Source organism: Pseudomonas sp. P5_A2_2, from assembly GCF_054177685.1.
The window spans coordinates 1-25,887 of the sequence record NZ_JBGCUL010000018.1; the positions used below are offsets into that span (position 1 = coordinate 1).

Sequence of the window (25,887 nt, forward strand, 5' to 3'; positions counted from 1 at the left end):
CCACAGAACCCCTGTGGGAGCGAGCTTGCTCGCGATGAGGCCAGTACCAGCGCCGCAAATTCCAGGGGTGTCAGAACCGCTCGATACTCCGCGAACTCCGCTCGCGCTCCACTTCCTTGGGCTTGTACGCACAATACCCCGGCCGCGGGCCGATTTTCGGGTGGTTGCGGCAGGTATCCGGGCGCTTTTCATAAATAGTGCACAGACGGCTCTTACGATCCAGGTACAGGCAATCGTTGTTGCTCATGCGCTGGAGGGTGAAGATTCCTGACTTCTGGTTGAAGCGCTCGACCAAGCCTTCCTTTTGCAGGCGTTTGGCGATGTTCTTCGGCGGATCGCCCAGCTCGAACTCATCGACCACGCCGATGCGGATCAGATCCTTGATCTTGACCTCGACGGGCAGGGTGCAGCAGCTGGACATGCACGAGCCGCACATCGGGGCAGAGTACTTGGCCCAGGTATCGAGGCGGTCGATCTCTGCGGCAGCGATCAGGTTCGGCTTCATCATCGTTTGTTACCAGCGTGTGCATCAGGGCGCGCGATAATACCGGGACTGGTGGATTTTTGAACAACCTTTCGCCAGATTTTTTCACTGCCGGCCAATAAACCGCTAATCCGGCACGCCCCCTGCATTGAATCAGGTACACGACAATGTATTGCCGACCCGATTCGCACTCACAGGAAAAACTGCCGAACCAGAGCCTCTACTGCCTGTCAGACCGTCTAGGCTCAGACAACTTCAAGCTCGCTCGAGGTCCTATCGATGACTCAAGAACCACTTGTTCGCGAAGCAGAGGTGGCCGCATTCCGCGACGCCGTCTTGACCAAACTCACTTATGCAGTGGGTAAAGACCCGGATCACGCCTTCGACCATGACTGGTTCGAAGCCATTGCCCTGGCCGCGCGGGACCACATGGTCGAGCACTGGATGGACCATACGCGGCAGATCTACCGCAAAGGTCAGAAGCGTGTTTATTACCTCTCCCTGGAATTTCTCATCGGTCGGCTGCTGTTCGACAGCCTGAGCAACCTCGGCCTGCTCGACGTGGCCCGCGAAGCCCTGACCGAACTCGGCGTCGACCTTGAGCGCATCCGTCTGCTGGAACCCGATGCGGCCCTGGGCAACGGCGGCCTCGGGCGTCTGGCGGCGTGTTTCCTGGAAAGCATGTCGACCCTCGGCATCGCTGGTCATGGCTACGGCATCCGCTATGAGCACGGGTTGTTCCGCCAGGCGATTGTCGATGGCTGGCAGCAGGAGCAGACCGAACACTGGCTGGATTTCGGTAACCCGTGGGAGTTCGAGCGGCCGGAGGTGGTGTACCCGATCGGCTTTGGYGGCAGCGTCGAAACCGTGGCCGATGAAAACGGCAAGTCCAGGCAAGTCTRGCACCCGGCGGAAACCGTGCGGGCCATTGCCTACGACACGCCGGTGGTCGGCTGGCGTGGGGCGAGCGTCAACACGCTGCGCCTGTGGCGCGCCCGGGCCATGGAAGATCTGCACCTGGAGCGTTTCAACGCCGGTGACCACCTGGGCGCCGTGGCCGAAGTGGCCCGGGCCGAAAGTATCTCCCGCGTGTTGTACCCGGCGGACAGCACCGAGGCCGGCCAGGAACTGCGCCTGCGCCAGGAATACTTCTTCGTCGCGGCGTCCCTGCAGGACTTGCTGCGCCGCCATCGCAACATGCACACCTCGGTGCTTACCCTGGGCGATCACGCTTCGATCCAGCTCAACGACACTCACCCCTCGATTGCCGTAGCTGAACTGATGCGACAACTGGTCGACGTGTATGACGTGGCATGGGATGCGGCGTGGCAGGTCACCGTCGATACGCTCTCCTACACCAATCACACATTGCTGCCCGAAGCGCTGGAAACCTGGCCGGTCGGCCTGATGGAACGCATGTTGCCGCGGCACATGCAGATCATCTACCTGATCAACGCCCAGCACATCGACTCCCTGCGAGCCAAGGGCATCCACGATTTCGATGTGCTGCGTGCGGTGTCGCTGATCGAGGAGGACAACGGTCGTCGGGTGCGCATGGGCAACCTGGCGTTTCTCGGTTCCCACAGCATCAACGGTGTGTCCGGTTTGCACACGCAACTGATGCGACAAACGGTGTTCTCTGAACTGCACAAACTGTACCCGGAGCGAATCAACAACAAGACCAATGGCATTACCTTCCGCCGCTGGTTGTATCAAGCCAACCCCGAGCTGACCTCGATGCTGGTCGATGCCCTCGGGCCTAAAGTGCTGGATAACCCGGAAGAGCGTTTGCTCGCCCTCGAACCGTTCGCCGAGAGAAATGCATTCCGCAAGGCGTTTGCCGAGCAACGCCTGCACAGCAAGAAAGCCCTGGCGTACCTGATTCATGAGCGGCTGGGCGTCGCGGTCAACCCGGCGGCGATGTTCGACGTGCAGGTCAAGCGAATCCACGAATACAAACGCCAGTTGCTCAACCTGATGCACACCGTGGCGTTGTACCAGGCGATCCGCGCGGAACCGGAAATCGACTGGGTACCACGGGTGAAAATCTTCGCCGGCAAGGCCGCCGCGAGTTATCACCAGGCCAAACTGATCATCAAACTGACCAACGATATCGCCCGGGTGGTGAACAACGATCCCACCGTGCGTGGTTTGCTCAAAGTGGTGTTCCTGCCCAACTACAACGTCAGCCTGGCGGAGAGCATCATCCCGGCGGCGGATTTGTCCGAGCAGATCTCCACCGCCGGTTTCGAAGCTTCGGGCACCAGCAACATGAAATTCGGCCTGAACGGCGCGCTGACCATTGGCACCCTGGACGGCGCCAACGTGGAAATGAGCGAACGCATCGGCACCGAGCACATGTTCATCTTTGGTCTCAGCGCACAGCAGGTCGAGGCGCGCAAACAGAACCATGAGTTCAATGCGACGCCGGATATCGCCGCCTCCCATCGTCTCAACGATGTGCTGCAAGCTATTCGCAGCGGCGTGTTCTCGCCGGATGATCCGTCCCGTTACACCAGTCTGATCGACTCGTTGGTGGATTACGACCGCTTCCTGGTCTGCGCCGACTTCGACTCGTACTGGAACGCACAGATGCGCGTCGAAGCCCATTGGCACGATTCGAACCAGTGGTGGCGTTCGGCGGTGTTGAACACGGCGCGGATGGGCTGGTTCTCGTCGGACCGAACCATTCGCGAATACGCCACGGAGATCTGGAAGGCGCTGGAGTAGTTTTCAGCCAGAACTGCGAGCAAGGCCCGGTTGTCGCCGGGCTGGATCGATATACTAGGTGACGGATTACCGGGCGGCAGGGATCAGCCAGATTTGGAACGCGCCACAATCCTTTGTGGGAGCGAGCTTGCTCGCGATAGCGGACTTACATTCAACATCAGTGCTGAATGCTATGGCCTCATCGCGAGCAATCGAGCGTCGACCGGCTGCTCCCCCAGGGTTTGTGGTGTTTTCACACTAGACTGATCAGACGCTGTACCGCTTGGACTTGCCCCACGACGGGGCTGCTTAGGGATATCGACCATGCAATGGATGTTCATGCTGATCGGACTGGTGCTCGGCTGGATACTCGACGAGTCATTCAGTGATGCACTGCTGGGCGGATTACTCGGATTGGGTATCGGCCAGGCCGTTCGCATGGCTCGCTTGGACCTTCGGGCAGTCGAGCAGCAGCGACTGCTGGAACAGGCGCAAGTAGCGCTGCAAGCGGTCGAGCAACGGCTGGCACTGCTTGAAGCATCGGGCGTCAAGGCGCCGCAAACCCGTGAACCGCTTGTCTCACCTGAAACCCGCCTTGATGAAGTACCCGCTAACGCCCCGGAGTTGATCTGGGAACTGCCGCCCGAACTCGAGCCAATCCCCGCAGCGGCCAGCGAAATCGCCGATGCCTGGAAACCCGGGCCGACTGCTCGCGAAGCACAACCACCGGTCTCCCCGCGTGGCCCGAATCTCATCGTCCGCGCCATCAGTCGCGCCCGCGCCTGGTTGTTCGGCGGCAATACCGTATTGCGGGTCGGCGTGGTGCTGCTGTTCCTCGGCTTGGCCTTTCTGCTGCGCTATGCCACCGAAGGCGTGGTGGTGCCGCTTGAGTTGCGCTACGCAGGCGTTGCGGCGGCAGCCTTGGGGTTGCTTGGATTGGGTTGGTGGTTGAGAGCCCGCAACAGCAGTTACGCGTTGATCTTGCAGGGCACCGGGATCGCCGTGTTGTACCTGACAGTATTTGCCGCGATGCGCCTGCATCCGTTGCTCGATCCCTCGGCGGCGTTTGGCCTGCTGGTGGCGGTGACGATCTGTTCGGCGATTCTCGCCATTACCCAGGACTCCCTGGGGCTGGCTGCCGCTGCCGCACTGGGTGGCTTCGCCGCGCCCATCCTGGCCTCCACCGGCGCCGGCAGCCACGTCGCGCTGTTCAGTTACTTTTCCCTGCTCAACGCCGGCATCCTCGCCATCGCCTGGTTCAAGGCCTGGCGGCTGTTGAATGTCATCGGATTCACCGGCACCTTCGGCATCGGTTTCGCCTGGGGCCTGCGCTCCTACTCTCCGGAGTTGCTGTGGAGCACCGAGCCGTTCCTGATTGTGTTTTTCCTGATGTACCTGGCCATCGGTCTGTTGTACGCCCGGCGCAAGCTGATGCAGATGAGCGATGCACCGGCAGAGGGCAATCGCGAAGCGCTGCTGCAGTGGTCGGCGCGCAAGGGTGACTATGTCGACGGCACGCTGCTGTTCGGCCCGCCGCTGGTGGGTTTCGGCTTGCAGTTCGCACTGGTGCAGCATCTTGAATTCGCGGCGGCGTTCAGTGCGTTGATGCTGGGCATGATTTACATGGGGCTCGCCCGTTGGCTGATGGCCGGGCGCCCGCTGTTGCTGGGGGAAACCTGCCTGGCCCTGGGCGTGATCTTCGCCAGCCTGGCGATTCCGCTGGGGCTCGATGCGCGCTGGACGACGGCGGCGTGGGCGGTGGAAGGCGCAGGGATCTTCTGGCTCGGTTTGCGTCAGCAAAGGCCCGTGGCCCGGGCCTTTGCCTTGCTCCTGCAACTGGGGGCGGCGCTGGTGTTTCTCAGCGAGTTGCACAGCAGCGAGAGCAGCCTGCTCGGCGGTGTACCGCTAGGCGCGCTGTTACTGGGCGTCGCATTGCTGTTCAGCTTCTACCAGTTACGCAAAGCCTTGCCGGAACAGATCAGGCCTTGGGAGCTGATAGGCCTGCCAGTCCTGGCGTGCCTCGGCCTGGCGTTTCTCTATTTGCTGGCACCGCTGTTTTTCTTCAGCCACGGCACGGTGATCGGTTGGGCCTTGGCCGGGGTGCTGACATTGTCGGTTGGCTTGCGCCTGCCATCGCGCACGTTCGTGTTCACCGCGCTTGCTGTGCAACTGTTGGGTGGCGCGCTGTTCCTGGTGACAGGACCGCTGTTCAGTGACGGTCTGCGACCCCTGGCCCATGGCGGGTTCTGGGCACCGCTGGTGCTGGGGCTGGCCGCGTTGGTCGGGGCCTGGCGTTTGCAAAAGGGTCATGTGCGTGGAGCGTTGAAAGGGTTGAGTTTGTTGCGGTTGTCCCAGGCGTTGCTGGTGTGGGGCGCAGGCTGGTGGGCGCTGGCCTGGGTCATCGAGGTGCTGCATTTCGCGTCGCTGCCGATGCAGGCGTCTTTATTGTTGAGCATCGCTGCCGTGAGTGTCGCGCTGTGGGCAGCGTTGGCGCTGCGCCTGAGTTGGCCGTCACTGGGCGTGCTCTGCACGGTGTTGGTACCTGCTGCAGCGCTGGTGCTGCTAGCGGCCTGGCACTCGCGTTATCACCCGGCGGCCAACTTCGGCTGGCTGGCATGGGCTGCCGTGTTCGTCGTGCATTTCATGTCCCTGCGACGCCTGGCACCCATGCTGCCGGCGCGCGTGCTGAGTGTCGCCCATGTGCTCGGCTGTTGGCTGTTGATGGGGGTGCTGGCTTTGCAACTGCGTTACGGCTTGCTGGTGTTGTCCGAGCAATACAACGCCTGGCGCTGGTTGGGTTGGGCGATTCTGCCAAGTCTGTATCTGGTGTCGATGGCGGCACCTCGTGCGTGGCCTTGGCCGGTGTCGGCGTATTCGAGGGAATACCGTGTATACGCCGCCGCGCCGCTGGCGTTGCTGATGCTCGGCTGGTTCTGGCTGGCGAATGTCGCCAGTGACGGCAACGCTGAGCCACTGCCCTACGTGCCATTGATCAACCCGCTGGAGCTGGGCCTGTTGTTTGCGTTGTTCGGCGTCTATKTCTGGTCCCGCAGCGCCATGACACAACTGGCGGTCCGCAAGGATTACGCCGCGAACGCCACGCAAGGGGTCGCCGGCGCCTCGCTGTTCGTGTTCTTTACTGCATTGGTGATGCGCACCGCGCACCATTGGAGCGGGGTACCGTTCGAGCTGGATCTGTTGCTGGCGTCGATGCGGGTGCAAGCCGGCCTGTCCATCGTCTGGACCCTGATGGCCCTGAGCCTGATGATCGGCGGCCATTTGCGTCGCCGCCGCGAAATCTGGCTGATTGGCGCCGCCTTGATCGGGGTGGTCGTGGCCAAGCTGTTTTTTGTCGAATTGAGCAATCGCGGCGGGCTGGCGCGGATCGTGTCGTTTATCGGTGTCGGCGTGTTGCTGCTGGTGGTGGGCTATTTCGCCCCGYTGCCGCCCAAGCGCGCCGACGCTGTGTCGGATACCGGGAAACCGCTCGCGGAATCCGAAGGAGTGTCATCTTGAGTCAGAAGCTGAACCTGGGTTGGCTGGGCGCTGTTGCCATGGGCGTGGTGTTGTCGGCGGTTGCCCTGGAAAAACCGGCGGACTTCACCACCCAAGTACCCCTGTCGGTGACGGGCGAAGGCCCTTGGTACCGCCTTGAACTGCCCCTGAACGTACAACTGAATGCACGCCAGGCCGACCTGAGGGATCTGCGGGTGTTCAACGCTGTCGGTGATGTTCAGGCTTATGCCCTGGCCCGGCAGTCGGCGCAGAGCAGTGAAGCGCGCACCTTGAGCGAGGTGAAATGGTTTCCGTTGTACAGCTCGGTGGACACCACTGAAGCCGCGCCGGGCGTGCGGGTGCAATCGAGCGCCAACGGCACCTTGGTCGAGGTGCAGCCCTCCAGTCAGCTGGAGGCGGGTGAGGAGGAGTTGCGCGGCTGGTTGCTCGACGCTTCCGCGATCAAGGCGCCGTTGCAGCAGTTGATTCTCGACTGGACCAGCGAGCGCGACGGCTTCCAGCGTTTCACCGTCGAAGCCAGTGACGATTTACAGCATTGGCAGTTCTGGGGCGAAGGGCAGGTGGCGCGCCTGACCTTTTCCGACGAGCGGGTCGAGCAGCATGAAATCGGCCTGCCGGGCCAGTCGGCGCGCTACTTGCGGTTGCTGTGGATCACTCCGCATTCGGCACCGACCCTGACTTCGGCGCAACTGCAAAGCGCCAGTACCCGCAGCCTGCCGCTGCCGTTGGTCTGGTCCCAGGCGTTGACCGGCAGCAGCACGAAGGCGGGTGAATACACCTGGCAGTTGCCGATGGGGCTGAATGTCGAGCGAGTGCAGGTCGAGCTGAGCCAGCCCAACAGTCTGGCGCCGGTGAGCCTGGCCGGTCGGCGCGACAGCAGCCTGCCATGGCAGCCGTTGAGCAGCGGTTTGCTCTATCGTTTGACCCAGAACGGTGAGGACGTGGTGCAAAACGAATTGCAGCTGTCAGGGCAAATCGTCCAGCAATTGAAACTGACCGTGGACGAGCGCGGCGGCGGCCTGGGTGATCAGGCACCGACGCTGAAGTTTGCCGTGCGCGCCACGCAACTGGTGTTCCTGGCGCGCGGGCCTGGGCCTTACACGCTGGTCGTGGGGAATGCGACGGCGAAGGCGGCGAACTTGCCGCTGTCGACGCTGATTCCGGATTACAGCCCGGCGAAGCTCGCGACCCTGGGCCGGGCCATGGTGGATGTCGGGGCGGTGGTCTCGAATGCATCGACAGASAAAACGCTGGCGACGACGGACACCCAGTGGAAGAAGTTCGGCTTGTGGGCGGTGTTGTTGCTCAGTGTCTTGTTCCTGGCGGCGATGGCGTTCAGTTTGCTGCGTAAGCCATCGGCAAGACCCTAGGCTGGCGCTTCGCGCCAGATCGCGGGCAAGTCGGAACTGACACCAAAAATATCGAATTCGCCCCCCATTCACGGCTCACATCCAGCCCTTTTCCAACTACGCTCATCCCCGCGCATGAACTCTCTTCGGCCGATCACGTCTGATAGGAGGAAATGCGCCCCGACTCGCGCTAAACTGCGCGGGTTTTTAGCCCCCCCATTCCTCCGGAGCCTTCCATGTCCCGCGTTACCTTGAGTCGCTATTTGATTGAGCAGACCCGCAGCAACAACACTCCTGCCGATCTGCGCTTCCTGATCGAAGTGGTGGCGCGTGCCTGCAAGGAGATCAGCCACGCCGTGTCCAAAGGCGCCCTGGGTGGCGTACTGGGCAGCATGGGCACTGAAAACGTCCAGGGCGAAGTGCAGAAGAAGCTCGACGTGATCTCCAACGAAATCCTGCTCGAAGCCAACGAATGGGGCGGTCACCTGGCCGGCATGGCGTCCGAAGAAATGGACAACGCCTACCAGATCCCGGGCAAATACCCGAAAGGTGCGTACCTGCTGGTATTCGACCCGCTGGACGGTTCGTCGAACATCGACATCAACGCGCCAGTCGGAACCATCTTCTCGGTACTGCGTTGCCCGAACGAATACCTGAGCCAGAACGAACCTTTGAATGAAAAGGCCTTCCTGCAGCCAGGCACCCAGCAGGTAGCCGCCGGTTACGCGATCTACGGCCCACAGACCATGCTGATCCTGACCTTGGGCCACGGTGTGAAGGGTTTCACCCTGGACCGTGAAATGGGCAGCTTCGTGCTGACCCACGAAGACATCACCATTCCTGAAACCACCCAGGAATTCGCCATCAACGCGTCCAACCAGCGTCACTGGGAAGCTCCGGTACAGCGCTACGTCGGCGAATTGCTGGCAGGTGAGACCGGTCCGTTGAAAAAGAACTACAACATGCGCTGGGTCGCTGCGATGGTGGCCGACGTGCACCGCATCCTGACCCGCGGCGGTTTGTTCATGTACCCACGCGACAGCCGCGAGCCTTCCAAGCCGGGCAAACTGCGCCTGATGTACGAAGCCAACCCGATGTCGTTCCTGGTGGAACAGGCGGGCGGTGCGTCCACCGACGGCCACCAGCGCATCCTCGACATCCAGCCGGAAGGCCTGCACCAGCGTGTTGCGGTGTTCCTCGGTTCGAAAGAAGAAGTTGCCCGCGTCACGGCTTACCACAAGGAATAAATCATGACCGCGCCCTGGCAGCCGTTGCTTGACTGGTGGTTCGGAAGCTCCGAATCAGCGAGGGAAGTGGCGGCGCAGAAGGGCAAGTTGTGGTTCGGCAAGCGCGACAGCCAGGACCTCGAAGCGCGCGAGCGTTTCGGGGACTGGACCGAGCAGGCACTGGCCGGCGGATTGACCGAGTGGATGCAACATCCCGAAGGTTGGCTGGCCCTGGTGCTGTTGCTCGATCAAATCCCGCGAATGATCTTTCGCGATATTCCCAAAGCCTTTGCAGGCGATCTCCGGGCGCAGATGCTGGTAGCCCAAGGCATTGCCGCGGATTTCGATCGGCAGTTGCGGCCGATTCAGCGGGTGTTCATCTACCTGGTGTTCGAGCACAGCGAAGACCTCGCGGTGCAGAACGAAGGCGTCTCGCGCTATATCGAATTGGTGGCGCAGCAGCCTGAAGGTGACCGAGCGTTGTTTGCCGATTACCTGGATTACGCCGAGCGGCATCAGAGGGTGATTGCGCATTTTGGGCGGTTTCCGCATCGCAATGCGGTGTTGGGAAGGGAGTCTACGGCTGAGGAGTTGGCGTTTCTCTCAAAGCCTGGGTCAAGGTTCTAATTTTGCGCTGTTGCTGAATCCGTCATCGCGAGCAAGCTCGCTCCCACAGTAGATCTCCGGTGCGACAAAGATCCCTGTGGGAGCGAGCTTGCTCGCGATGAGGCCGGTGAAGGTCTTAGATCCTGAAGCTACCCACCAACTGCTTCAACCGCGCCGCCTGCTGCTCAAGATCGGCACACGCACGCAAGGTCGACTGCAGGTTCTCCACACCTTCCTGGTTCAGCGTGTTGATCTCGGTGATGTCGACGTTGATCGACTCCACCACAGCCGTCTGTTCTTCAGTGGCGGCGGCGACCGACTGGTTCATGCCATCGATCTCGCCGATGCGCTGGGTCACGCTGCCCAGGCGTTCGCCTGCCTGATTGGCGATGCCGACGCTGCTTTCGCTCTGGCGCTGGCTGTCGGTCATGATGCCCACCGCTGCCCGGGCGCCGACCTGCAGCTCTTCGATCATCGTCTGCACCTGCTGCGCCGAGTCCTGGGTGCGGTGAGCGAGGTTGCGCACCTCATCGGCCACCACCGCGAAACCACGCCCGGCCTCACCGGCACGTGCTGCTTCAATGGCTGCGTTCAGTGCCAGCAAGTTGGTCTGCTGGGAGATGCTGGTGATCACTTCCAGAATCTGCCCGATGTTGACCGTGTTGCTGTTGAGGGTTTCGATGTTGCCGCAAGAGTCGCTGATCTTGGCCGACAGCTGCTGCATCGCTGCGATGGTTTTATCCACCACCTGCTGGCCGTCTTCGGCCAGGCTGCGGGCATCGCTGGAATGTTGCGAGGCGAGGGCGGCGTTCTGGGCGATTTCCTGGGCGGCGGCACCGAGCTGGTTGATCGCCGCGGCCACGCTGCTGGTGCGCGAGGCTTGCTGGTCGGAGTTGAACATCGACGAATTCGACGCGGCCACTACACGCAGCGCCACTTCGTTGACCTGGCCGGTGGCCGAGGACACTTCGATGATCGAGGTATGAATGCGTTCGACGAAGCGGTTGAACGACAGTCCCAGCGCGCCGAATTCGTCGTGGCCGTGAATGGTCAGGCGTTTGGTCAGGTCACCTTCACCTTCGGCGATGTCGTGCATGGCGCGGCCCATGGTCAACAGCGGCTGCATCAGCAGGCTGATCAGCATGCCCAGCAGCACAATGATGATCACCACGGCAATCACCATGGCGATGATCGCCGAGGTGCGGAATTCGCTGAGCATCGAGAACGCCGTTTCCTGGTCAAGCACCAGTGCCACGTACCAGTTCGCCGATGGCACGCCGTTGACGTGGGTGAAGGAGATGAACTGGCGCTTGCCGTCGATCTCGACTTCTTTCATGCCCGGGCTGACTTTGGGGGTGTCGCTCGGATAGGCCTCGGTCAGGTTCTTGAGCACCAGCTTGCTGTCCGGGTGAACCAGGATCTTGCCATCGGCACCGACGATGAACGCATGACCGTGACCGCCGAAGTTCAGCGAATTGATGATTGCGCTGACGCTGGACAGGTCGATGTCGGCGCCGGCGACGCCGATCATCTGGCCTTGGTGCTGCACCGGGGTGGCCACGGTGATCACCAGTTTGCCGGAAGACGCGGCAATGTACGGTTCGGTGACAATGGTCTGTTGTGCGCTATTGGCCGCCTTGTACCAGCCACGGACACGTGGGTCGTAGTCCGCCGCGCGGTTGCCCGCCGGGACCGAGAACATCACCCCGTCGGCGCCACCGAAGTAACTCAGCTGGAAGTTGCCGGTGTAGGCGGGCAGGTCGATGATCCGTTTCAGGCTGGCGGGAGCATTGCCATCGGCGGTGATCTGTTGGGCCATCGACAGCAGCAATTGCATGCGGCTTTCCAGCCAGGTCTGGATGTTGCTGGTGGTCAGGCTGCCGAGTTCCTGCATCGAGGCTTCGGTACTGTTGCGCAAGGTTTCGCGCTGGCGATAGTCGTTGAACAGGATGAAACAAGCGAATGCGACGGCCACCACGAGGGCGGCAGCCAACAAGATCTTGTGGCTGAACTTCATGTTTCTGGTCATGGATGAGCTACCGCAGAGGGTCAGGTCTACAAAAGGGGGGTGCAAATACCACCGACTTGGCTTTGCGTTGCATGTATGTCGACTGATCGGCGCCAAAGATTAGGCGGATTTGCTGAAAAACGACGAAATGCTCGATGAACAAGGAAAGTGATTGATTTTCGGCAAAAGGTAGACGAGTGGCCCGATAAATAGCCTGCCGGGTACGGAACCTCACAGGGGTTTTCTCTTCTAAGCTTCAGCTTGGCAGCCATGCCAATCCCTACGCCCCCCGGAGTTTCACCATGTCGCTGCGTTCCATCGCCCTGCTTTCGTTTTGCGTGTTGCTGGCTGCCTGCAGCAAAGTCAATCAGGAAAACTACTCTAAGCTCTCGTCCGGCATGGCGAAAGCCGATGTGGAGACCCTGTTGGGCAAGCCCGCCGATTGTTCAGGCGCGCTCGGCATGTCCAGTTGCACCTGGGGCGACAAGAACAGCTTTATCAGCGTGCAGTTCGCCGGTGACAAAGTGCTGATGTTTTCCGGCCAAGGCCTGAAGTAAACCGGGGCGTTTGCCCGCGGGAGAAAAATAATGAAGCGGTTATTGATCATCCTTTTTGCCGGCCTGGTATTGGCCGGCTGTGCCACGTCTGTCCAGGATCCATTGGCTCCCAAGACGGTCAAAAGCGTCAACCTCAAGCGCTACCAGGGCACCTGGTACGAGCTGGCTCGTATGCCGATGTACTTCCAGCGCGACTGCGCGCAATCCGAAGCCCATTACACGCTCAAACCCGACGGCAACGTCGCGGTGTTGAATCGCTGCCTGACGGCACAGTGGCAATGGGAAGAGGTCAAGGGCACGGCTTATCCACAGGAGCCCGGCAAGGGCGACAAGCTGTGGATCGAGTTCGATACCTGGTTCTCCAGGCTGATCCCGGGTACGGCGAAGGGCGAATACTGGGTGCTGTACGTCAGCGATGACTACAAGACCGCCATTGTCGGTGATCCGAGCCGGAAGTATTTGTGGCTGTTGTCGCGCTCGCCGACCGTGAACGGTGTGGTGCGTGAGGAGCTGCTGAGCAAGGCGCGTCAGCAGGGTTACGACACCACGCGGCTGATCTGGCGGGCGTCGGAAGAGCAGATGGCCGAGACCTCGAACTAACAACGCATGACCCTGTAGGAGCGAGCCTGCTCGCGATGGAGTATCAGACACAATGATGTCGACTGACACACCATCGCGAGCAGGCTCGCTCCTACAGGTTTTTTTGCATTAGTTCAGAAGATCGCGCAGTACCTGAGTGAAGGCACGGCTGCTTTCTTCTTCCCCGGCATGCCGCCCGTCACGCACCACCCACTGGCCGTTCACCAGCACATCCCGCACCTGGCGATCACCGCCGGCAAACAGCCAGCGGTTGAGAATTCCGTCACCATTGGCTGTCGCCAGATACGGATCGTTGCCATCGAGCACCAGCCAGTCGGCACGCTTGCCGACCTCCAGCGCGCCAATCGGCTGGCCCAGCGCCTGGGCGCCGCCATCCAGCGCGGCATCGAACAACGTGCGGCCGACCATTGGCTGATCCGCGCCATACAGACGATTACGCCGCTGGTCGCGCAGACGCTGGCCGTATTCCAGCCAGCGCAATTCTTCCACCACGCTCAATGACACATGACTGTCGGAACCGATGCCCATGCGCCCGCCTTGGGCGAGGAAATCCACCGCCGGGAAAATCCCGTCGCCGAGGTTGGCTTCGGTGGTCAGGCACAGGCCGGCGATAGCGCGACTCCTGGCCATCGACGTGACTTCTTCCGGGTTGGCGTGGGTCGCATGAACCAGGCACCAGCGCTGATCGACGTCGATGTTTTCGTACAGCCATTGCAGCGGGCGACGACCGCTCCAGGTCAGGCAGTCGTCGACTTCTTTCTGCTGCTCGGCGATGTGGATGTGTACCGGGCATTGCTTGTCGCTGGCCGCCAGTACTTCGCTGATCTGCTGCGGCGTGACCGCGCGCAGCGAGTGGAAACACAAGCCGAGCGACTGCGCCGGTTGCTGCGCCAGCACCGGTTGCAGGCGCGATTGCAGCTTGAGGTAGTTTTCAGTGCTGTTGATAAAGCGACGCTGACCGTCGTTCGGCGCTTGGCCACCGAAGCCTGAATGGCTGTAGAGCACCGGCAGCAGGGTCAAGCCGATACCGGCGGAGCTGGCGGCCTGGCTGATGCGCAGGGCCAGTTCGGCCGGGTCCGCATAAGGCTGACCATTGATGTCGTGATGCACGTAGTGAAATTCCGCGACCGAGGTGTAACCGGCCTTGAGCATTTCGATATACAGCTGGCGGGCGATGACGCCGAGTTGTTCCGGGCTGATTTTTCCGACGAGGCGATACATCAGATCGCGCCAGGTCCAGAAACTGTCGTTCGGATTGCCCGCCACTTCCGCCAACCCGGCCATGGCCCGCTGGAAGGCGTGGGAGTGCAGGTTCGGCATGCCAGGCAGCAGCGGACCGCTCAGCCGCTCGGCGCCATCTGCCTTGGAATCGGCCTGGATATGGGTCAATACGCCGTCGGCGCTGACCTCAAGACGTACATTGTTGGCCCATCCACTAGGCAGCAGCGCGCGTTCGGCAAAGAAGGCGGACATGGTTCATCACCCTATCGTGTGTTATTTGTATATACATATACAGACGTTTGCCTGCCCGGTAAACTCCGGCAAGCTAGCGACATCATTCAAATAACCAAGGATTAACCGTGCCGACTCCGCCTCCAGTCTCTCCGTTGGCCGCGAACATGGGCGACAGTCCGGCGCCCTTGTACGCCCGCGTCAAACAAATGATCACCCAGCAAATTGACAGTGGAAACTGGCCGCCGCACTACCGCGTGCCGTCGGAAAGTGAACTGGTCAGCCAGTTGGGCTTCAGCCGCATGACCATCAACCGCGCCCTGCGCGAGATGACCGCCGATGGCCTGCTGGTGCGCATGCAAGGCGTCGGTACGTTCGTCGCCGAGCCGAAAAGCCAGTCCGCACTGTTCGAAGTGCACAACATCGCCGATGAAATTGCCTCCCGCGGTCATCGCCACACCTGCAAGGTCATCACCCTTGAAGAAGAGGCCGCCGGCTCCGAGCGCGCCCTGGCCCTGGACATGCGCGAAGGACAGAAGGTGTTCCACTCGCTGATCGTGCATTTCGAAAACGATATTCCGGTGCAAATCGAAGACCGTTTCGTCAATGCGCTGGTGGCACCGGACTACCTCAAGCAGGACTTCACCCTGCAAACGCCCTATGCCTATCTGAACCAGGTCGCGCCGCTGACCGAGGGCGAGCACGTGGTCGAGGCGATCCTGGCCGAGCCGTCCGAATGCAAATTGCTGCAGATTGAAAAGGGCGAGCCGTGCCTGCTGATTCGTCGCCGCACCTGGTCCGGTCGTCAGCCAGTGACCGCCGCTCGCTTGATCCACCCCGGTTCCCGTCATCGTCTGGAAGGTCGGTTCCATAAATAGAGAGCCATAAATGAATCAGTTGAAGGTTTTACGCGCCAAGGATTACCCGCGCATGCCGTGGAAAAACGGCGGCGGCAGCACTGAAGAAATCACCCGTGATGCCGGCACTGGCCTGGATGGCTTTGGTTGGCGCCTGTCGATTGCCGACATTGGCGAGTCGGGTGGTTTTTCCACCTTCGCCGGTTATGAGCGGGTGATCACCGTTTTACAGGGCGACGGTATGACCCTGACGGTGGATGGTCAGGACGCTCGGCCACTGTTACCGCTGGATCCGTTTGCCTTCAGCGGTGAAAGCAAGGTGTCCTGCACATTGCTCGGCGGTCCGATTCGCGATTTCAACCTGATTTACGCACCGCAGCGTTACGCTGCGCGGTTGCAGTGGTTGAGTGGCGAGCAGCGGTTCTTCAGTTCGGCGGGCACGGTGTTGGTGTTCAGCATCAGCGAAGCACTGGAAGTGAAGGTCGGTAACAACACTTCGCAACTGGGCCGGCATGATTGCCTGCAACTGGACGGTAACACTGGCCTGCTGGAAGTCTCCGTCAACGGGCCATGCTGTGTGATTGAGCTGTCCGCGCACTGACCCAAAACTCAAGCGACACAATCGCGGGCAAGCCCGCTCCTACAGGTCCTGCGAAGATCCTGTGGGAGCGGGCTTGCCCGCGATGCTTTTTGCCACTTCAAATCCGTTCCCCATCGCGCACCACTTTGTTACCGAACGCCCCAGCGTGGCGCAAAACCACGCTCAAGTAACAAAATCCCATCGCCACAAAAATCCTCCCGAAAAAATTTCATCTACGCCAGAACCCTTGTCCCAGGCGCTCTCCAGCCGTTTCAGGATTTTTCTTGAATGCTCATCCAACAAGTTGGCCGCTTGATTGCATATGCTTGTATGTACAAGTAAAGACGTATGTGTATGAGTCACGAGGACTCAACCATCGTCCACTGATTCGCCGGTGTGCATTGATGCCCATTGGCTTGCTCGCCCACTGCCTGGGTTGGTTTGGATTGATTGCTGAGGAGTCTTTTTCGTGACTGACATTAAACCCACTAAGTTTCGTGACGTTGAAATCCGTGCTGCACGCGGTAACAAGCTGACCGCCAAGAGCTGGCTGACGGAAGCGCCGCTGCGCATGCTGATGAACAACCTCGACCCGGAAGTCGCCGAGAACCCTAAAGAACTGGTGGTTTACGGTGGTATCGGTCGCGCTGCACGTAACTGGGAATGCTACGACAAGATCGTTGAAAGCCTGACCAACCTGAACGACGACGAGACCCTGCTGGTGCAATCCGGCAAGCCGGTCGGCGTGTTCAAGACCCACGCCAACGCCCCGCGCGTACTGATTGCCAACTCCAACCTGGTTCCACACTGGGCGAGCTGGGAACACTTCAACGAACTGGACGCCAAAGGCCTGGCCATGTACGGCCAGATGACCGCTGGCAGCTGGATCTACATCGGCAGCCAGGGCATCGTCCAGGGCACCTACGAAACCTTCGTCGAAGCCGGTCGCCAGCACTACAACGATGACCTGAAAGGTCGTTGGGTCCTGACCGCTGGCCTCGGTGGCATGGGCGGCGCTCAGCCTCTGGCCGCAACCCTGGCTGGCGCTTGCTCGCTGAACATCGAATGCCAGCAGGTCAGCATCGATTTCCGTCTGAAAAGCCGCTATGTCGACGAGCAAGCCACTGACCTCGACGACGCGCTGGCCCGCATCGCCAAATACACCGCCGAAGGCAAAGCGATCTCCATCGCCCTGCTGGGCAACGCGGCAGAAATCCTGCCGGAACTGGTCAAGCGCGGCGTGCGACCGGACATGGTCACCGACCAGACCAGCGCCCACGATCCGCTCAACGGCTACCTGCCGGCCGGCTGGACCTGGGACCAGTACCGCGCTCGCGCCAAGACCGAGCCTGCCGCTGTGATCAAGGCCGCCAAGCAATCGATGGCCGTTCACGTTAAAGCGATGCTGGACTTCCAGAAAATGGGCGTGCCGACCTTCGACTACGGCAACAACATCCGCCAGATGGCACAAGAAGAAGGCGTGGAAAACGCATTCGACTTCCCTGGCTTCGTACCGGCCTACATCCGTCCGCTGTTCTGCCGCGGTATCGGCCCGTTCCGCTGGGCTGCGCTGTCGGGCAACGCCGAAGACATCTACAAGACCGACGCCAAGGTCAAAGAACTGATCCCGGACGACGCCCACCTGCATAACTGGCTGGACATGGCTCGCGAGCGCATCAGCTTCCAGGGTCTGCCGGCACGTATCTGCTGGGTTGGCCTGGGCCTGCGCGCCAAGCTGGGTCTGGCGTTCAACGAAATGGTCCGCAGCGGCGAGTTGTCCGCGCCGATCGTGATCGGTCGCGACCACCTGGACTCCGGTTCGGTATCGAGCCCGAACCGCGAAACCGAATCGATGCAGGATGGTTCCGACGCCGTGTCCGACTGGCCACTGCTCAACGCCTTGCTCAACACCGCGAGCGGCGCGACCTGGGTGTCCCTGCACCACGGCGGCGGCGTCGGCATGGGCTTCTCCCAGCACTCGGGCATGGTGATTGTCTGCGACGGTACTGACGAAGCGGCCGAGCGTATCGCTCGCGTGCTGCACAACGACCCGGCGACCGGCGTCATGCGTCACGCCGATGCCGGTTACCAGATCGCCATCGACTGCGCCAAGGAACAAGGGCTGAACCTGCCGATGATTACCGGCAAGTAACACAGAACCTGTGGTACCGCTTTACCTGTGGGAGCGAGCTTGCTCGCGATGAGGCCGGCACATTCAACATCTGTGCTGACTGGCAGATCTCAATCGCGAGCAAGCTCGCTCCCACAGAAAGCAAAGCCCACAAGCAGTTTCACCGTGAATTCCCAGAACAATCCACAGAGGTTGAACCATGGCTGTTAACAGCGAACGTGCAGGCAGTAAACCGTTGATCGAGAAGCGCTCGATCGACTACATCCCGGAAGCGGAAAGACACGGTCGTCTGTTGAGCCAGTTCACCCTGTGGATGGGTGCCAACCTGCAAATCACCGCGATTGTCACCGGTGCCTTGGCGGTGGTGCTTGGCGGTGATGTGTTCTGGTCATTGATCGGTCTGTTGATCGGTCAATTACTGGGTGGCGGCGTGATGGCGCTGCATGCGGCGCAAGGCCCCAAGCTTGGCCTTCCACAGATGATTTCCAGTCGGGTACAGTTCGGCGTGTACGGCGCGGCCATCCCGATCGTGCTGGTCTGCTTGATGTACCTGGGTTTCACCGCAACGGGAACCGTGTTATCCGGCCAGGCGCTGGGCCAGTTGTTTGGCGTCAGCGACACCGTCGGTATCCTCCTTTTCGCCAGTGTCATCGTGTTGGTTACGGTGCTCGGCTATCGGGTGATCCATTGGATCGGCCGTGTTGCCAGTGTCATTGGCGTGATTGCCTTTGTTTATCTGTTCAGTCGTCTGATGAGCCAGGTTGACATTGGCGCACTGTTGCAAATCCGCCACTTCAGCTGGAGCAGTTTCTTGCTCGCGGTGTCGCTCGCAGCGTCCTGGCAGATCGCCTTCGGCCCTTATGTGGCTGACTATTCTCGCTACCTGCCGAGCAAGATTTCTTCGGTAAAAACCTTTTTCGCCGCTGGCGCAGGTTCGGTCATTGGTGCACAGGTGGCGATGGTCCTCGGCGTGTTCGCTGCCGCTTCGGCCAACGGGCAATACGCCGGCCACGAAGTGGCCTACATCGTTGGTCTGGGTGGTACCGGTGCCACCGCTGCGCTGCTGTACTTCAGCATCGCGTTCGGCAAGGTCACCATCTCCACGCTGAACTCCTACGGCAGCTTCATGTGCATTGCGACCATCATCAGCGGTTTCCGGGGTGACCTGAAGGTAACGCGCTTGCAGCGTCTGGTGTTCGTGCTGGTCATCGTCGGGGCTGCGACCCTCATGGCGTTGCTCGGTCAGCACTCGTTCCTCGGTGCGTTCAAGTCCTTCATCCTTTTCCTGCTGGCGTTCTTTACACCTTGGAGCGCGATCAACCTGGTGGACTACTACTGCATCACTCGCGAGCGCTATGACGTACCGGCGCTGGCCGATCCGAATGGTCGCTACGGTCGTTGGAACCTTCTCGGTATCAGCGTCTATGTGTTCGGTGTGCTGGTGCAACTGCCGTTCATCTCCACCAAGTTCTATACCGGTCCGCTGGTGGCGGCCCTGGGTGATGTGGATATTTCCTGGATCATCGGTCTGCTGCTTCCCGCAGCCCTGTATTACCTGTGTGCAAAAAAATGGCACGGCACAGTGCCTGATCGTTTGATCCTGCCGGTCGAGCAGGGCGCGATCACCGAACAAAAGCTGAATGTGGGTCGCGCTGCGGCGCAGGCCTGATTGGACGTGGACAGGGCTGGATGCCTCTTGACTGCCGTAAGCCAACTCATGATTAGGAGCGTCACAACAATGAAATCGAACAAGACCCTGCTGACCACATTGCTTTCCATGGGCCTGCTGGCCAGCGCCGGCGCCACTCAGGCGGCGGGTTGGTGCGAGTCGGGGAAACCTGTGAAATTCGCCGGCCTGAACTGGGAAAGCGCCATGCTCCTGACCGACGTGCTGCAGGTCGTGCTGGAGAAAGGCTACGACTGCAAGACCGACAGCCTGCCGGGCAACTCCATCACCATGGAAAACGCCCTGAGCAGCAACGACATCCAGGTGTTTGCCGAAGAGTGGGTCGGCCGCAGCGAAGTCTGGAACAAGGCTGAGAAGGCCGGCAAGGTCGTCGGTGTCGGCGCGCCAGTGGTGGGTGCCGTCGAAGGCTGGTACGTACCGCGCTACGTGATCGAAGGCGACGCCAAGCGCAAGCTGGAAGCCAAGGCCCCGGACTTGAAACACATTGCTGACCTGGGCAAATACTCGGCGATCTTCAAGGACGCCGAAGAGCCATCCAAGGGCCGTTTCTACAACTGCCCGGCCGGCTGGACCTGTGAGCTGGACAACAGCGAAATGCTGAAAAGCTACGGCCTGGAAAGCACCTACACCAACTTCCGCCCAGGCACCGGCCCGGCGCTGGATGCCGCCGTGCTGTCGAGCTACAAGCGTGGCGAGCCGATCCTGTTCTACTACTGGTCGCCAACGCCGCTGATGGGTCAGGTTGATGTGGTGAAACTCGAAGAGAAGCCAGGCGTGAACAAGACCGTGGATATCAAGGTCGGTCTGTCCAAGACTTTCCACGACGAAGCACCAGAACTGGTAGCCGTGCTGGAAAAGGTCAACGTGCCAATCGACCTGCTGAACCAGAACCTGGGGCGCATGACCAAAGAGCGGATCGAATCACCAAAACTGGCCAAGATCTTCCTGAAGGAACATCCTGAAGTCTGGCACGCATGGGTGAGCGAAGACGCAGCCAAGAAAATCGACGCGGCCTTGTAGGTTGGGCCTCTCCGGCTGCCAAAAGCGGCAGCCGGAAGCTTGATCGCAACCCCTTGATTGAGAGTCTCTTATGTTTCCCGAAAGCTTTACCTTTTCCATCGCCGACTGGGTCAACGGTTGGGTCGATTCGCTGGTCACCAACTACGGCGACGTGTTCCGGCACATCTCCGACACCCTGTTGTGGGCCATCGTCAATCTCGAAAGCCTGCTGCGTGCGGCGCCCTGGTGGCTGATGCTGGCGATCGTGGCCGGTGTGGCCTGGCACGCGACCCGCAAGGTCGTGACCACCGCCGTCATTGTCGGCTTGCTGTTCCTGGTGGGTGCGGTCGGCCTCTGGGACAAGCTGATGCAGACTCTGGCGCTAATGATGGTGGCGACGATCATTTCGGTGTTGATCGGCATTCCGCTGGGCATTCTCTCGGCGCGCAGCAACCGCCTGCGTTCGGTGCTGATGCCGTTGCTGGACATCATGCAGACCATGCCGAGCTTCGTGTACCTGATTCCGGTGCTGATGCTGTTCGGCCTGGGCAAGGTCCCGGCGATTTTCGCTACCGTGATCTACGCCGCGCCGCCGCTGATCCGCCTGACCGATCTGGGCATTCGCCAGGTCGACGGCGAAGTGATGGAAGCGATCAACGCCTTCGGTGCCAACCGCTGGCAGCAACTGTTCGGCGTGCAACTGCCGCTGGCCCTGCCGAGCATCATGGCCGGGATCAACCAGACCACCATGATGGCCCTGTCGATGGTGGTGATCGCCTCGATGATCGGTGCCCGTGGTCTGGGTGAAGACGTGCTGGTGGGGATTCAGACCCTCAACGTCGGACGCGGCCTTGAAGCCGGTCTGGCGATCGTGATTCTGGCTGTGGTGATCGACCGCATTACACAGGCGTACGGTCGCGCACGGCATGAGGTGAGCAAATGAACAACGCAACCGTGAGCAAGATCGAAGTCAAAAACGTCTTCAAGATTTTCGGCAACCGTGCCAAGGACGCGCTGGCCATGGTCGGCCAGGGCAAGACCAAGGACCAGGTGCTGGCCGAAACCGGCTGCGTGGTGGGCGTGAACGACCTGTCGCTGAGCATCGGCAGCGGCGAGATCTTCGTGATCATGGGCCTGTCGGGTTCCGGCAAGTCGACCCTGGTCCGCCACTTCAACCGCCTGATCGACCCGACCAGCGGCGCGATCCTGGTGGACGGCGTGGACATCCTGCAATACGACATGGAAGCCCTGCGCGAGTTTCGTCGGCGCAAGATCAGCATGGTGTTCCAGAGCTTCGGTCTGTTGCCGCACAAGAGCGTGCTGGACAACGTCGCCTACGGCCTGAAAATCCGTGGCGAAAGCAAAGCCATGTGCGCCGAGCGCGCGCTGCACTGGATCAACACCGTGGGCCTCAAGGGCTACGAAAACAAATACCCGCACCAGCTTTCCGGCGGCATGCGTCAGCGTGTGGGCCTGGCCCGTGCCCTGGCGGCAGACACCGACATCATCCTGATGGACGAAGCGTTCAGCGCCCTCGACCCGCTGATCCGCGCCGAGATGCAAGACCAGTTGCTGGAGCTGCAAAAGACCCTGCACAAGACCATCGTTTTCATCACCCACGACCTCGACGAGGCCGTGCGCATCGGCAACCGCATCGCGATCCTCAAGGACGGCCGCCTGATCCAGGTCGGCACGCCGAGAGAGATCCTGCACTCGCCGGCGGATGAATATGTCGACCGCTTTGTGCAGCGTCGGGCGGCGGTGGTTTAAAAGGTTTGTGCCGGCTGTGCCGGCCTCATCGTCGGAACGCCGCCCGGAGCAAACTCGCTCCCACAGTGGGTCCCCGGTGTTCACAAAACCTGTGGGAGCGAGCTTGCTCGCGATGAGGCCGGAAAAGCTGCATCAATATTCAGGTTTGTACGCAGAGGTTGAAGATGTCCCAGGCTGAAAAAATCGTTATCACCGAAGCGCAGGTAAGCTGGCAGGATGTGGTCGCCGTTGCCCGTCATGGCGCACAGCTTGAACTGTCGGCGCCGATCTGGGCGCGCATCGAAAACGCGCAGGCCATCGTCCAGCGCATCGTCACCAGCGGCGAACGTGCCTACGGCATCAACACCGGCTTGGGTGCGCTGTGCAACGTCTCGCTGCAGGACGAACAACTCAGCCAGTTGTCGCGCAACACCTTGCTCAGCCACGCTTGCGGCGTGGGTGCAGCGCTGAGCAACGAGCAGACCCGCTCGATCATGTGCGCCGCCATCGTCAACTACAGCCACGGCAAATCCGGTCTGCACCGTCAGGTCGTCGAAGCACTGCTGGCGCTGCTCAACCGTGGCATCACCCCGCAAGTGCCGTCCCAGGGTTCCGTGGGCTATCTGACCCACATGGCCCACATCGGCATCGCCCTGCTGGGCGTCGGCAATGTCAGCTATCGCGGTCAGATCGTTTCCGCGCAGCAAGCGCTGGCCGAAGAGGGCCTGCAACCAGTCAAGCTCGGCGCCAAGGACGGTTTGTGCCTGGTCAACGGCACACCGTGCATGACCGGCCTGAGCTGCCTGGCCATTGCCGATGCTACGCGCCTGCTGGAATGGGCCGACGTGATTGGTGCCATGAGCTTCGAAGCCCAGCGTGGGCAGATCGACGCGTTCGATGCCGAGATCATCGCGCTCAAGCCGCACCCGGGCATGCAAAAGGTCGGGATCAACTTGCGAGCCTTGCTCGACGGCAGCGAAGTGATCGCCCAGAGCAAAGGCATTCGTACGCAAGATGCCCTGAGCATCCGCTCGATCCCGCAGGTGCACGGCGCCGCACGCGATCAACTGGTGCATGCGACCAAACAGATCGAAACCGAACTCAACGGCGCCACCGACAACCCGCTGGTGCTGGGCACCGCAGACAATTACCGCGTGGTGTCCCAGGCCAACCCCCACGGCCAGTCCGTGGCAATGGCGGCGGACCTGCTGGCGATTGCCATGGCGGAAATCGGCTCCATCGCCGAGCGTCGCCTGGACCGCTTGATCAACCCGCATGTCAGTGGCCTGCCGGCCTTCCTGGTGGCCAATCCGGGGGTGAACTCCGGGATGATGATCGTGCAATACGTGGCCGCTTCACTGTGCGCGGAGAATCGTCAACTGGCGCAACCGGCGGTGCTGGATAACTACGTGACCTCGGGCCTGCAGGAAGATCACCTGAGCCTGGGCACCAACGCCGCGCTGAAGCTGCACCGCGCGCTGGAAAACTGCACGCAGATCCTCGCCATTGAGTATTTGCTGGCGGCCCAGGCGTTCGAGTTCCTCAAAGAACAACGCTTTGGCGCAGGCACCGATGCTGCCTGGCGTCTGCTGCGTGAGCACGTTGCCCCCTACGACCAGGATCGCTGGTTGGCACCGGACATCGCCGCCGCTGCCGCGGTATTGAAAGACCCGATTTTGCTGCACAACGCTTTTCCTAACCTGAACTGATTTCAACAACACCAGCGTGCCAAGGCGCGTCTCCCCAAAAGGCAGACGCGACGGACAACGGACATCTCCGGAGCGTCTGGTGAGTTAACAACAACTCTCAAAAGGAGCACAAAATGACTGCGCTAAACCTGATTCCCGGCCAACTGGCCCTCGCCCAACTGCGTGACGTCTATCAGCAGCCGGTGAAACTGACCCTCGACCACAGCGCCTCGGCCCAGATCGAAGCCAGCGTTGCCTGCGTGGAACAGATCCTCGCCGAGAACCGCACCGCCTACGGCATCAACACCGGTTTCGGCCTGCTGGCCTCGACCCGCATCGCCAGCGAAGATCTGGAAAACCTGCAGCGCTCGCTGGTACTGTCCCACGCCGCCGGTGTCGGCCAGCCGATCAGCGATGAGCTGGTGCGTCTGATCATGGTGCTCAAGGTCAACAGCCTGAGCCGTGGTTTCTCCGGCATCCGTCGTGTGGTGATCGATGCACTGATCGCCCTGATCAACGCCGAGGTGTACCCGCACATTCCTCTGAAAGGTTCGGTCGGTGCGTCCGGTGACCTGGCGCCTCTGGCGCACATGTCGCTGGTGCTGCTGGGCGAAGGCAAGGCGCGCTACAAAGGCGAGTGGATGGAAGCCACCGAAGCGTTGAAAGTCGCCGGTCTGACCCCGCTGACCCTGGCCGCCAAAGAAGGTTTGGCGCTGCTCAACGGCACTCAAGTCTCCACCGCGTTTGCCCTGCGTGGCCTTTTCGAAGGTGAAGATCTGTTCGCTGGTGCCTTGGCCCTGGGTGGCCTGACTGTTGAAGCGGTGCTGGGTTCGCGCTCACCGTTCGACGCACGCATCCACGCTGCCCGTGGCCAGAAAGGCCAGATCGACGCCGCCGCCGCGTACCGCGATCTGCTGGGCGAGCGCAGCGAAGTCTCCGACTCCCATGAAAACTGCGAGAAAGTACAAGACCCGTACTCCCTGCGTTGCCAGCCACAAGTCATGGGCGCGTGCCTGACCCAGTTCCGTCAAGCGGCTGAAGTGCTGGCGATCGAAGCCAACGCCGTGTCGGACAACCCGTTGGTGTTCGCCGCTGAAGGCGACGTGATCTCCGGTGGCAACTTCCACGCCGAGCCGGTGGCCATGGCCGCTGACAACATGGCATTGGCCATCGCTGAAATCGGCTCCCTGAGCGAACGCCGTATCTCACTGATGATGGACAAGCACATGTCGCAACTGCCGCCGTTCCTGGTGGCCAACGGTGGCGTGAACTCCGGCTTCATGATCGCCCAAGTGACCGCGGCGGCACTGGCCAGCGAGAACAAGGCGCTGTCCCATCCGCATTCGGTGGACAGCCTGCCGACTTCCGCCAACCAGGAAGACCACGTATCGATGGCTCCGGCGGCTGGCAAGCGTCTGTGGGAAATGGCCGAGAACACCCGTGGGATTCTCGCCGTGGAATGGCTGGCGGCAGTCCAGGGCCTGGACCTGCGCAACGGCCTGAAGACTTCGCCGAAACTGGAAAAGGCTCGGGGCATTTTGCGTAACGAAGTGCCTTTCTATGAGAAAGACCGCTTCTTCGCGCCGGACATCAATGCGGCGTCTGAATTGTTGGCCTCGCGTTGCCTGAACGAACTGGTGACGACGAAGTTGCTGCCGAGCCTGTAATAGCCCCTTCGCGAGCAGGCTC

At 61.0% G+C, this 25,887-nt stretch carries 20 protein-coding genes and 1 pseudogene; 17 read left to right on the forward strand and 4 right to left on the reverse strand.

What is annotated here, in order from left to right:
- Nucleotides 1-70 precede the first annotated feature (70 nt).
- Complete coding sequence (locus tag ACXRVY_RS03990; protein WP_108216195.1) at nucleotides 71-508, reverse strand: YkgJ family cysteine cluster protein; 438 nt, start codon at nucleotides 506-508, stop codon at nucleotides 71-73.
- Between the two features lie 255 nt (nucleotides 509-763).
- Here ACXRVY_RS03990 and ACXRVY_RS03995 point away from each other — a divergent pair, with 255 nt between their 5' ends.
- From ACXRVY_RS03995 to ACXRVY_RS04015, 5 genes are all read left to right on the forward strand, one after another.
- Nucleotides 764-3,214, forward strand: coding sequence for a glycogen/starch/alpha-glucan phosphorylase (locus ACXRVY_RS03995; RefSeq protein ID WP_458237045.1), 2,451 nt, complete (start codon nucleotides 764-766; stop codon nucleotides 3,212-3,214).
- A 303-nt stretch (nucleotides 3,215-3,517) separates the two neighbouring features.
- Nucleotides 3,518-6,709 (forward strand): DUF2339 domain-containing protein, encoded by a 3,192-nt coding sequence (locus ACXRVY_RS04000; RefSeq protein WP_458237046.1) that lies wholly within the window; start codon nucleotides 3,518-3,520, stop codon nucleotides 6,707-6,709.
- Nucleotides 6,706-8,079, forward strand: a complete 1,374-nt coding sequence (locus ACXRVY_RS04005) for a DUF3999 domain-containing protein (protein ID WP_458237047.1) — start codon at nucleotides 6,706-6,708, stop codon at nucleotides 8,077-8,079. The genes ACXRVY_RS04000 and ACXRVY_RS04005 overlap by 4 nt, the downstream gene beginning before the upstream one ends.
- 215 nt (nucleotides 8,080-8,294) lie before the next feature.
- Nucleotides 8,295-9,305 (forward strand): class 1 fructose-bisphosphatase, encoded by a 1,011-nt coding sequence (locus ACXRVY_RS04010; RefSeq protein ID WP_108216199.1) that lies wholly within the window; start codon nucleotides 8,295-8,297, stop codon nucleotides 9,303-9,305.
- Nucleotides 9,306-9,308: 3 nt separating this feature from the next.
- Entirely contained in the window at nucleotides 9,309-9,911 is a 603-nt protein-coding gene (locus ACXRVY_RS04015; RefSeq protein WP_223457827.1) for a DUF924 family protein, read from the forward strand.
- Nucleotides 9,912-10,026: 115 nt separating this feature from the next.
- Here ACXRVY_RS04015 and ACXRVY_RS04020 read toward each other — a convergent pair whose 3' ends face one another.
- Together ACXRVY_RS04020 and ACXRVY_RS04025 are read right to left on the reverse strand one after the other, a co-directional pair.
- Entirely contained in the window at nucleotides 10,027-10,791 is a 765-nt protein-coding gene (locus ACXRVY_RS04020; RefSeq protein WP_411740693.1) for a methyl-accepting chemotaxis protein, read from the reverse strand.
- Between the two features lie 93 nt (nucleotides 10,792-10,884).
- Nucleotides 10,885-11,919, reverse strand: a pseudogene (locus tag ACXRVY_RS04025) (HAMP domain-containing protein); the annotation flags it as partial.
- A gap of 281 nt (nucleotides 11,920-12,200) precedes the next feature.
- Here ACXRVY_RS04025 and ACXRVY_RS04030 point away from each other — a divergent pair.
- A complete protein-coding gene (locus ACXRVY_RS04030; protein WP_008018937.1) occupies nucleotides 12,201-12,455 on the forward strand; it encodes a hypothetical protein in 255 nt (84 codons plus the stop codon).
- A gap of 30 nt (nucleotides 12,456-12,485) precedes the next feature.
- Nucleotides 12,486-13,055 (forward strand): lipocalin family protein, encoded by a 570-nt coding sequence (locus tag ACXRVY_RS04035; protein ID WP_223457823.1) that lies wholly within the window; start codon nucleotides 12,486-12,488, stop codon nucleotides 13,053-13,055.
- Nucleotides 13,056-13,163: 108 nt separating this feature from the next.
- Here ACXRVY_RS04035 and ACXRVY_RS04040 read toward each other — a convergent pair whose 3' ends face one another.
- Nucleotides 13,164-14,528, reverse strand: coding sequence for a formimidoylglutamate deiminase (locus tag ACXRVY_RS04040; RefSeq protein ID WP_223457821.1), 1,365 nt, complete (start codon nucleotides 14,526-14,528; stop codon nucleotides 13,164-13,166).
- A 146-nt stretch (nucleotides 14,529-14,674) separates the two neighbouring features.
- Between ACXRVY_RS04040 and hutC the strand changes: the two genes are divergently transcribed.
- From hutC to hutH (ACXRVY_RS04090), 10 genes are all read left to right on the forward strand, one after another.
- Nucleotides 14,675-15,385, forward strand: a complete 711-nt coding sequence (gene hutC / locus ACXRVY_RS04045) for a histidine utilization repressor (protein WP_162135916.1) — start codon at nucleotides 14,675-14,677, stop codon at nucleotides 15,383-15,385.
- A 10-nt stretch (nucleotides 15,386-15,395) separates the two neighbouring features.
- Entirely contained in the window at nucleotides 15,396-15,965 is a 570-nt protein-coding gene (locus tag ACXRVY_RS04050; RefSeq protein WP_223457819.1) for a HutD/Ves family protein, read from the forward strand.
- A 73-nt stretch (nucleotides 15,966-16,038) separates the two neighbouring features.
- Entirely contained in the window at nucleotides 16,039-16,260 is a 222-nt protein-coding gene (locus tag ACXRVY_RS04055; RefSeq protein WP_458237048.1) for a hypothetical protein, read from the forward strand.
- A 153-nt stretch (nucleotides 16,261-16,413) separates the two neighbouring features.
- Nucleotides 16,414-18,096 (forward strand): urocanate hydratase, encoded by a 1,683-nt coding sequence (hutU, locus tag ACXRVY_RS04060; protein ID WP_223457817.1) that lies wholly within the window; start codon nucleotides 16,414-16,416, stop codon nucleotides 18,094-18,096.
- A 178-nt stretch (nucleotides 18,097-18,274) separates the two neighbouring features.
- Nucleotides 18,275-19,744 (forward strand): purine-cytosine permease family protein, encoded by a 1,470-nt coding sequence (locus ACXRVY_RS04065; protein ID WP_223457815.1) that lies wholly within the window; start codon nucleotides 18,275-18,277, stop codon nucleotides 19,742-19,744.
- A gap of 69 nt (nucleotides 19,745-19,813) precedes the next feature.
- Nucleotides 19,814-20,782: an ABC transporter substrate-binding protein gene (locus ACXRVY_RS04070; RefSeq protein ID WP_223457813.1), complete on the forward strand. Its 969-nt coding sequence runs from the start codon at nucleotides 19,814-19,816 to the stop codon at nucleotides 20,780-20,782.
- A gap of 70 nt (nucleotides 20,783-20,852) precedes the next feature.
- Nucleotides 20,853-21,704, forward strand: a complete 852-nt coding sequence (locus ACXRVY_RS04075; protein WP_103396924.1) for an ABC transporter permease — start codon at nucleotides 20,853-20,855, stop codon at nucleotides 21,702-21,704.
- A complete protein-coding gene (locus ACXRVY_RS04080) occupies nucleotides 21,701-22,531 on the forward strand; it encodes a quaternary amine ABC transporter ATP-binding protein (RefSeq protein WP_007975542.1) in 831 nt (276 codons plus the stop codon). The genes ACXRVY_RS04075 and ACXRVY_RS04080 overlap by 4 nt, the downstream gene beginning before the upstream one ends.
- Before the next feature lie 164 nt (nucleotides 22,532-22,695).
- Nucleotides 22,696-24,219 (forward strand): histidine ammonia-lyase, encoded by a 1,524-nt coding sequence (gene hutH, locus ACXRVY_RS04085; protein WP_223457811.1) that lies wholly within the window; start codon nucleotides 22,696-22,698, stop codon nucleotides 24,217-24,219.
- 113 nt (nucleotides 24,220-24,332) lie between these two features.
- Nucleotides 24,333-25,865 (forward strand): histidine ammonia-lyase, encoded by a 1,533-nt coding sequence (hutH, locus tag ACXRVY_RS04090; RefSeq protein ID WP_223457810.1) that lies wholly within the window; start codon nucleotides 24,333-24,335, stop codon nucleotides 25,863-25,865.
- Nucleotides 25,866-25,887: the final 22 nt, after the last annotated feature.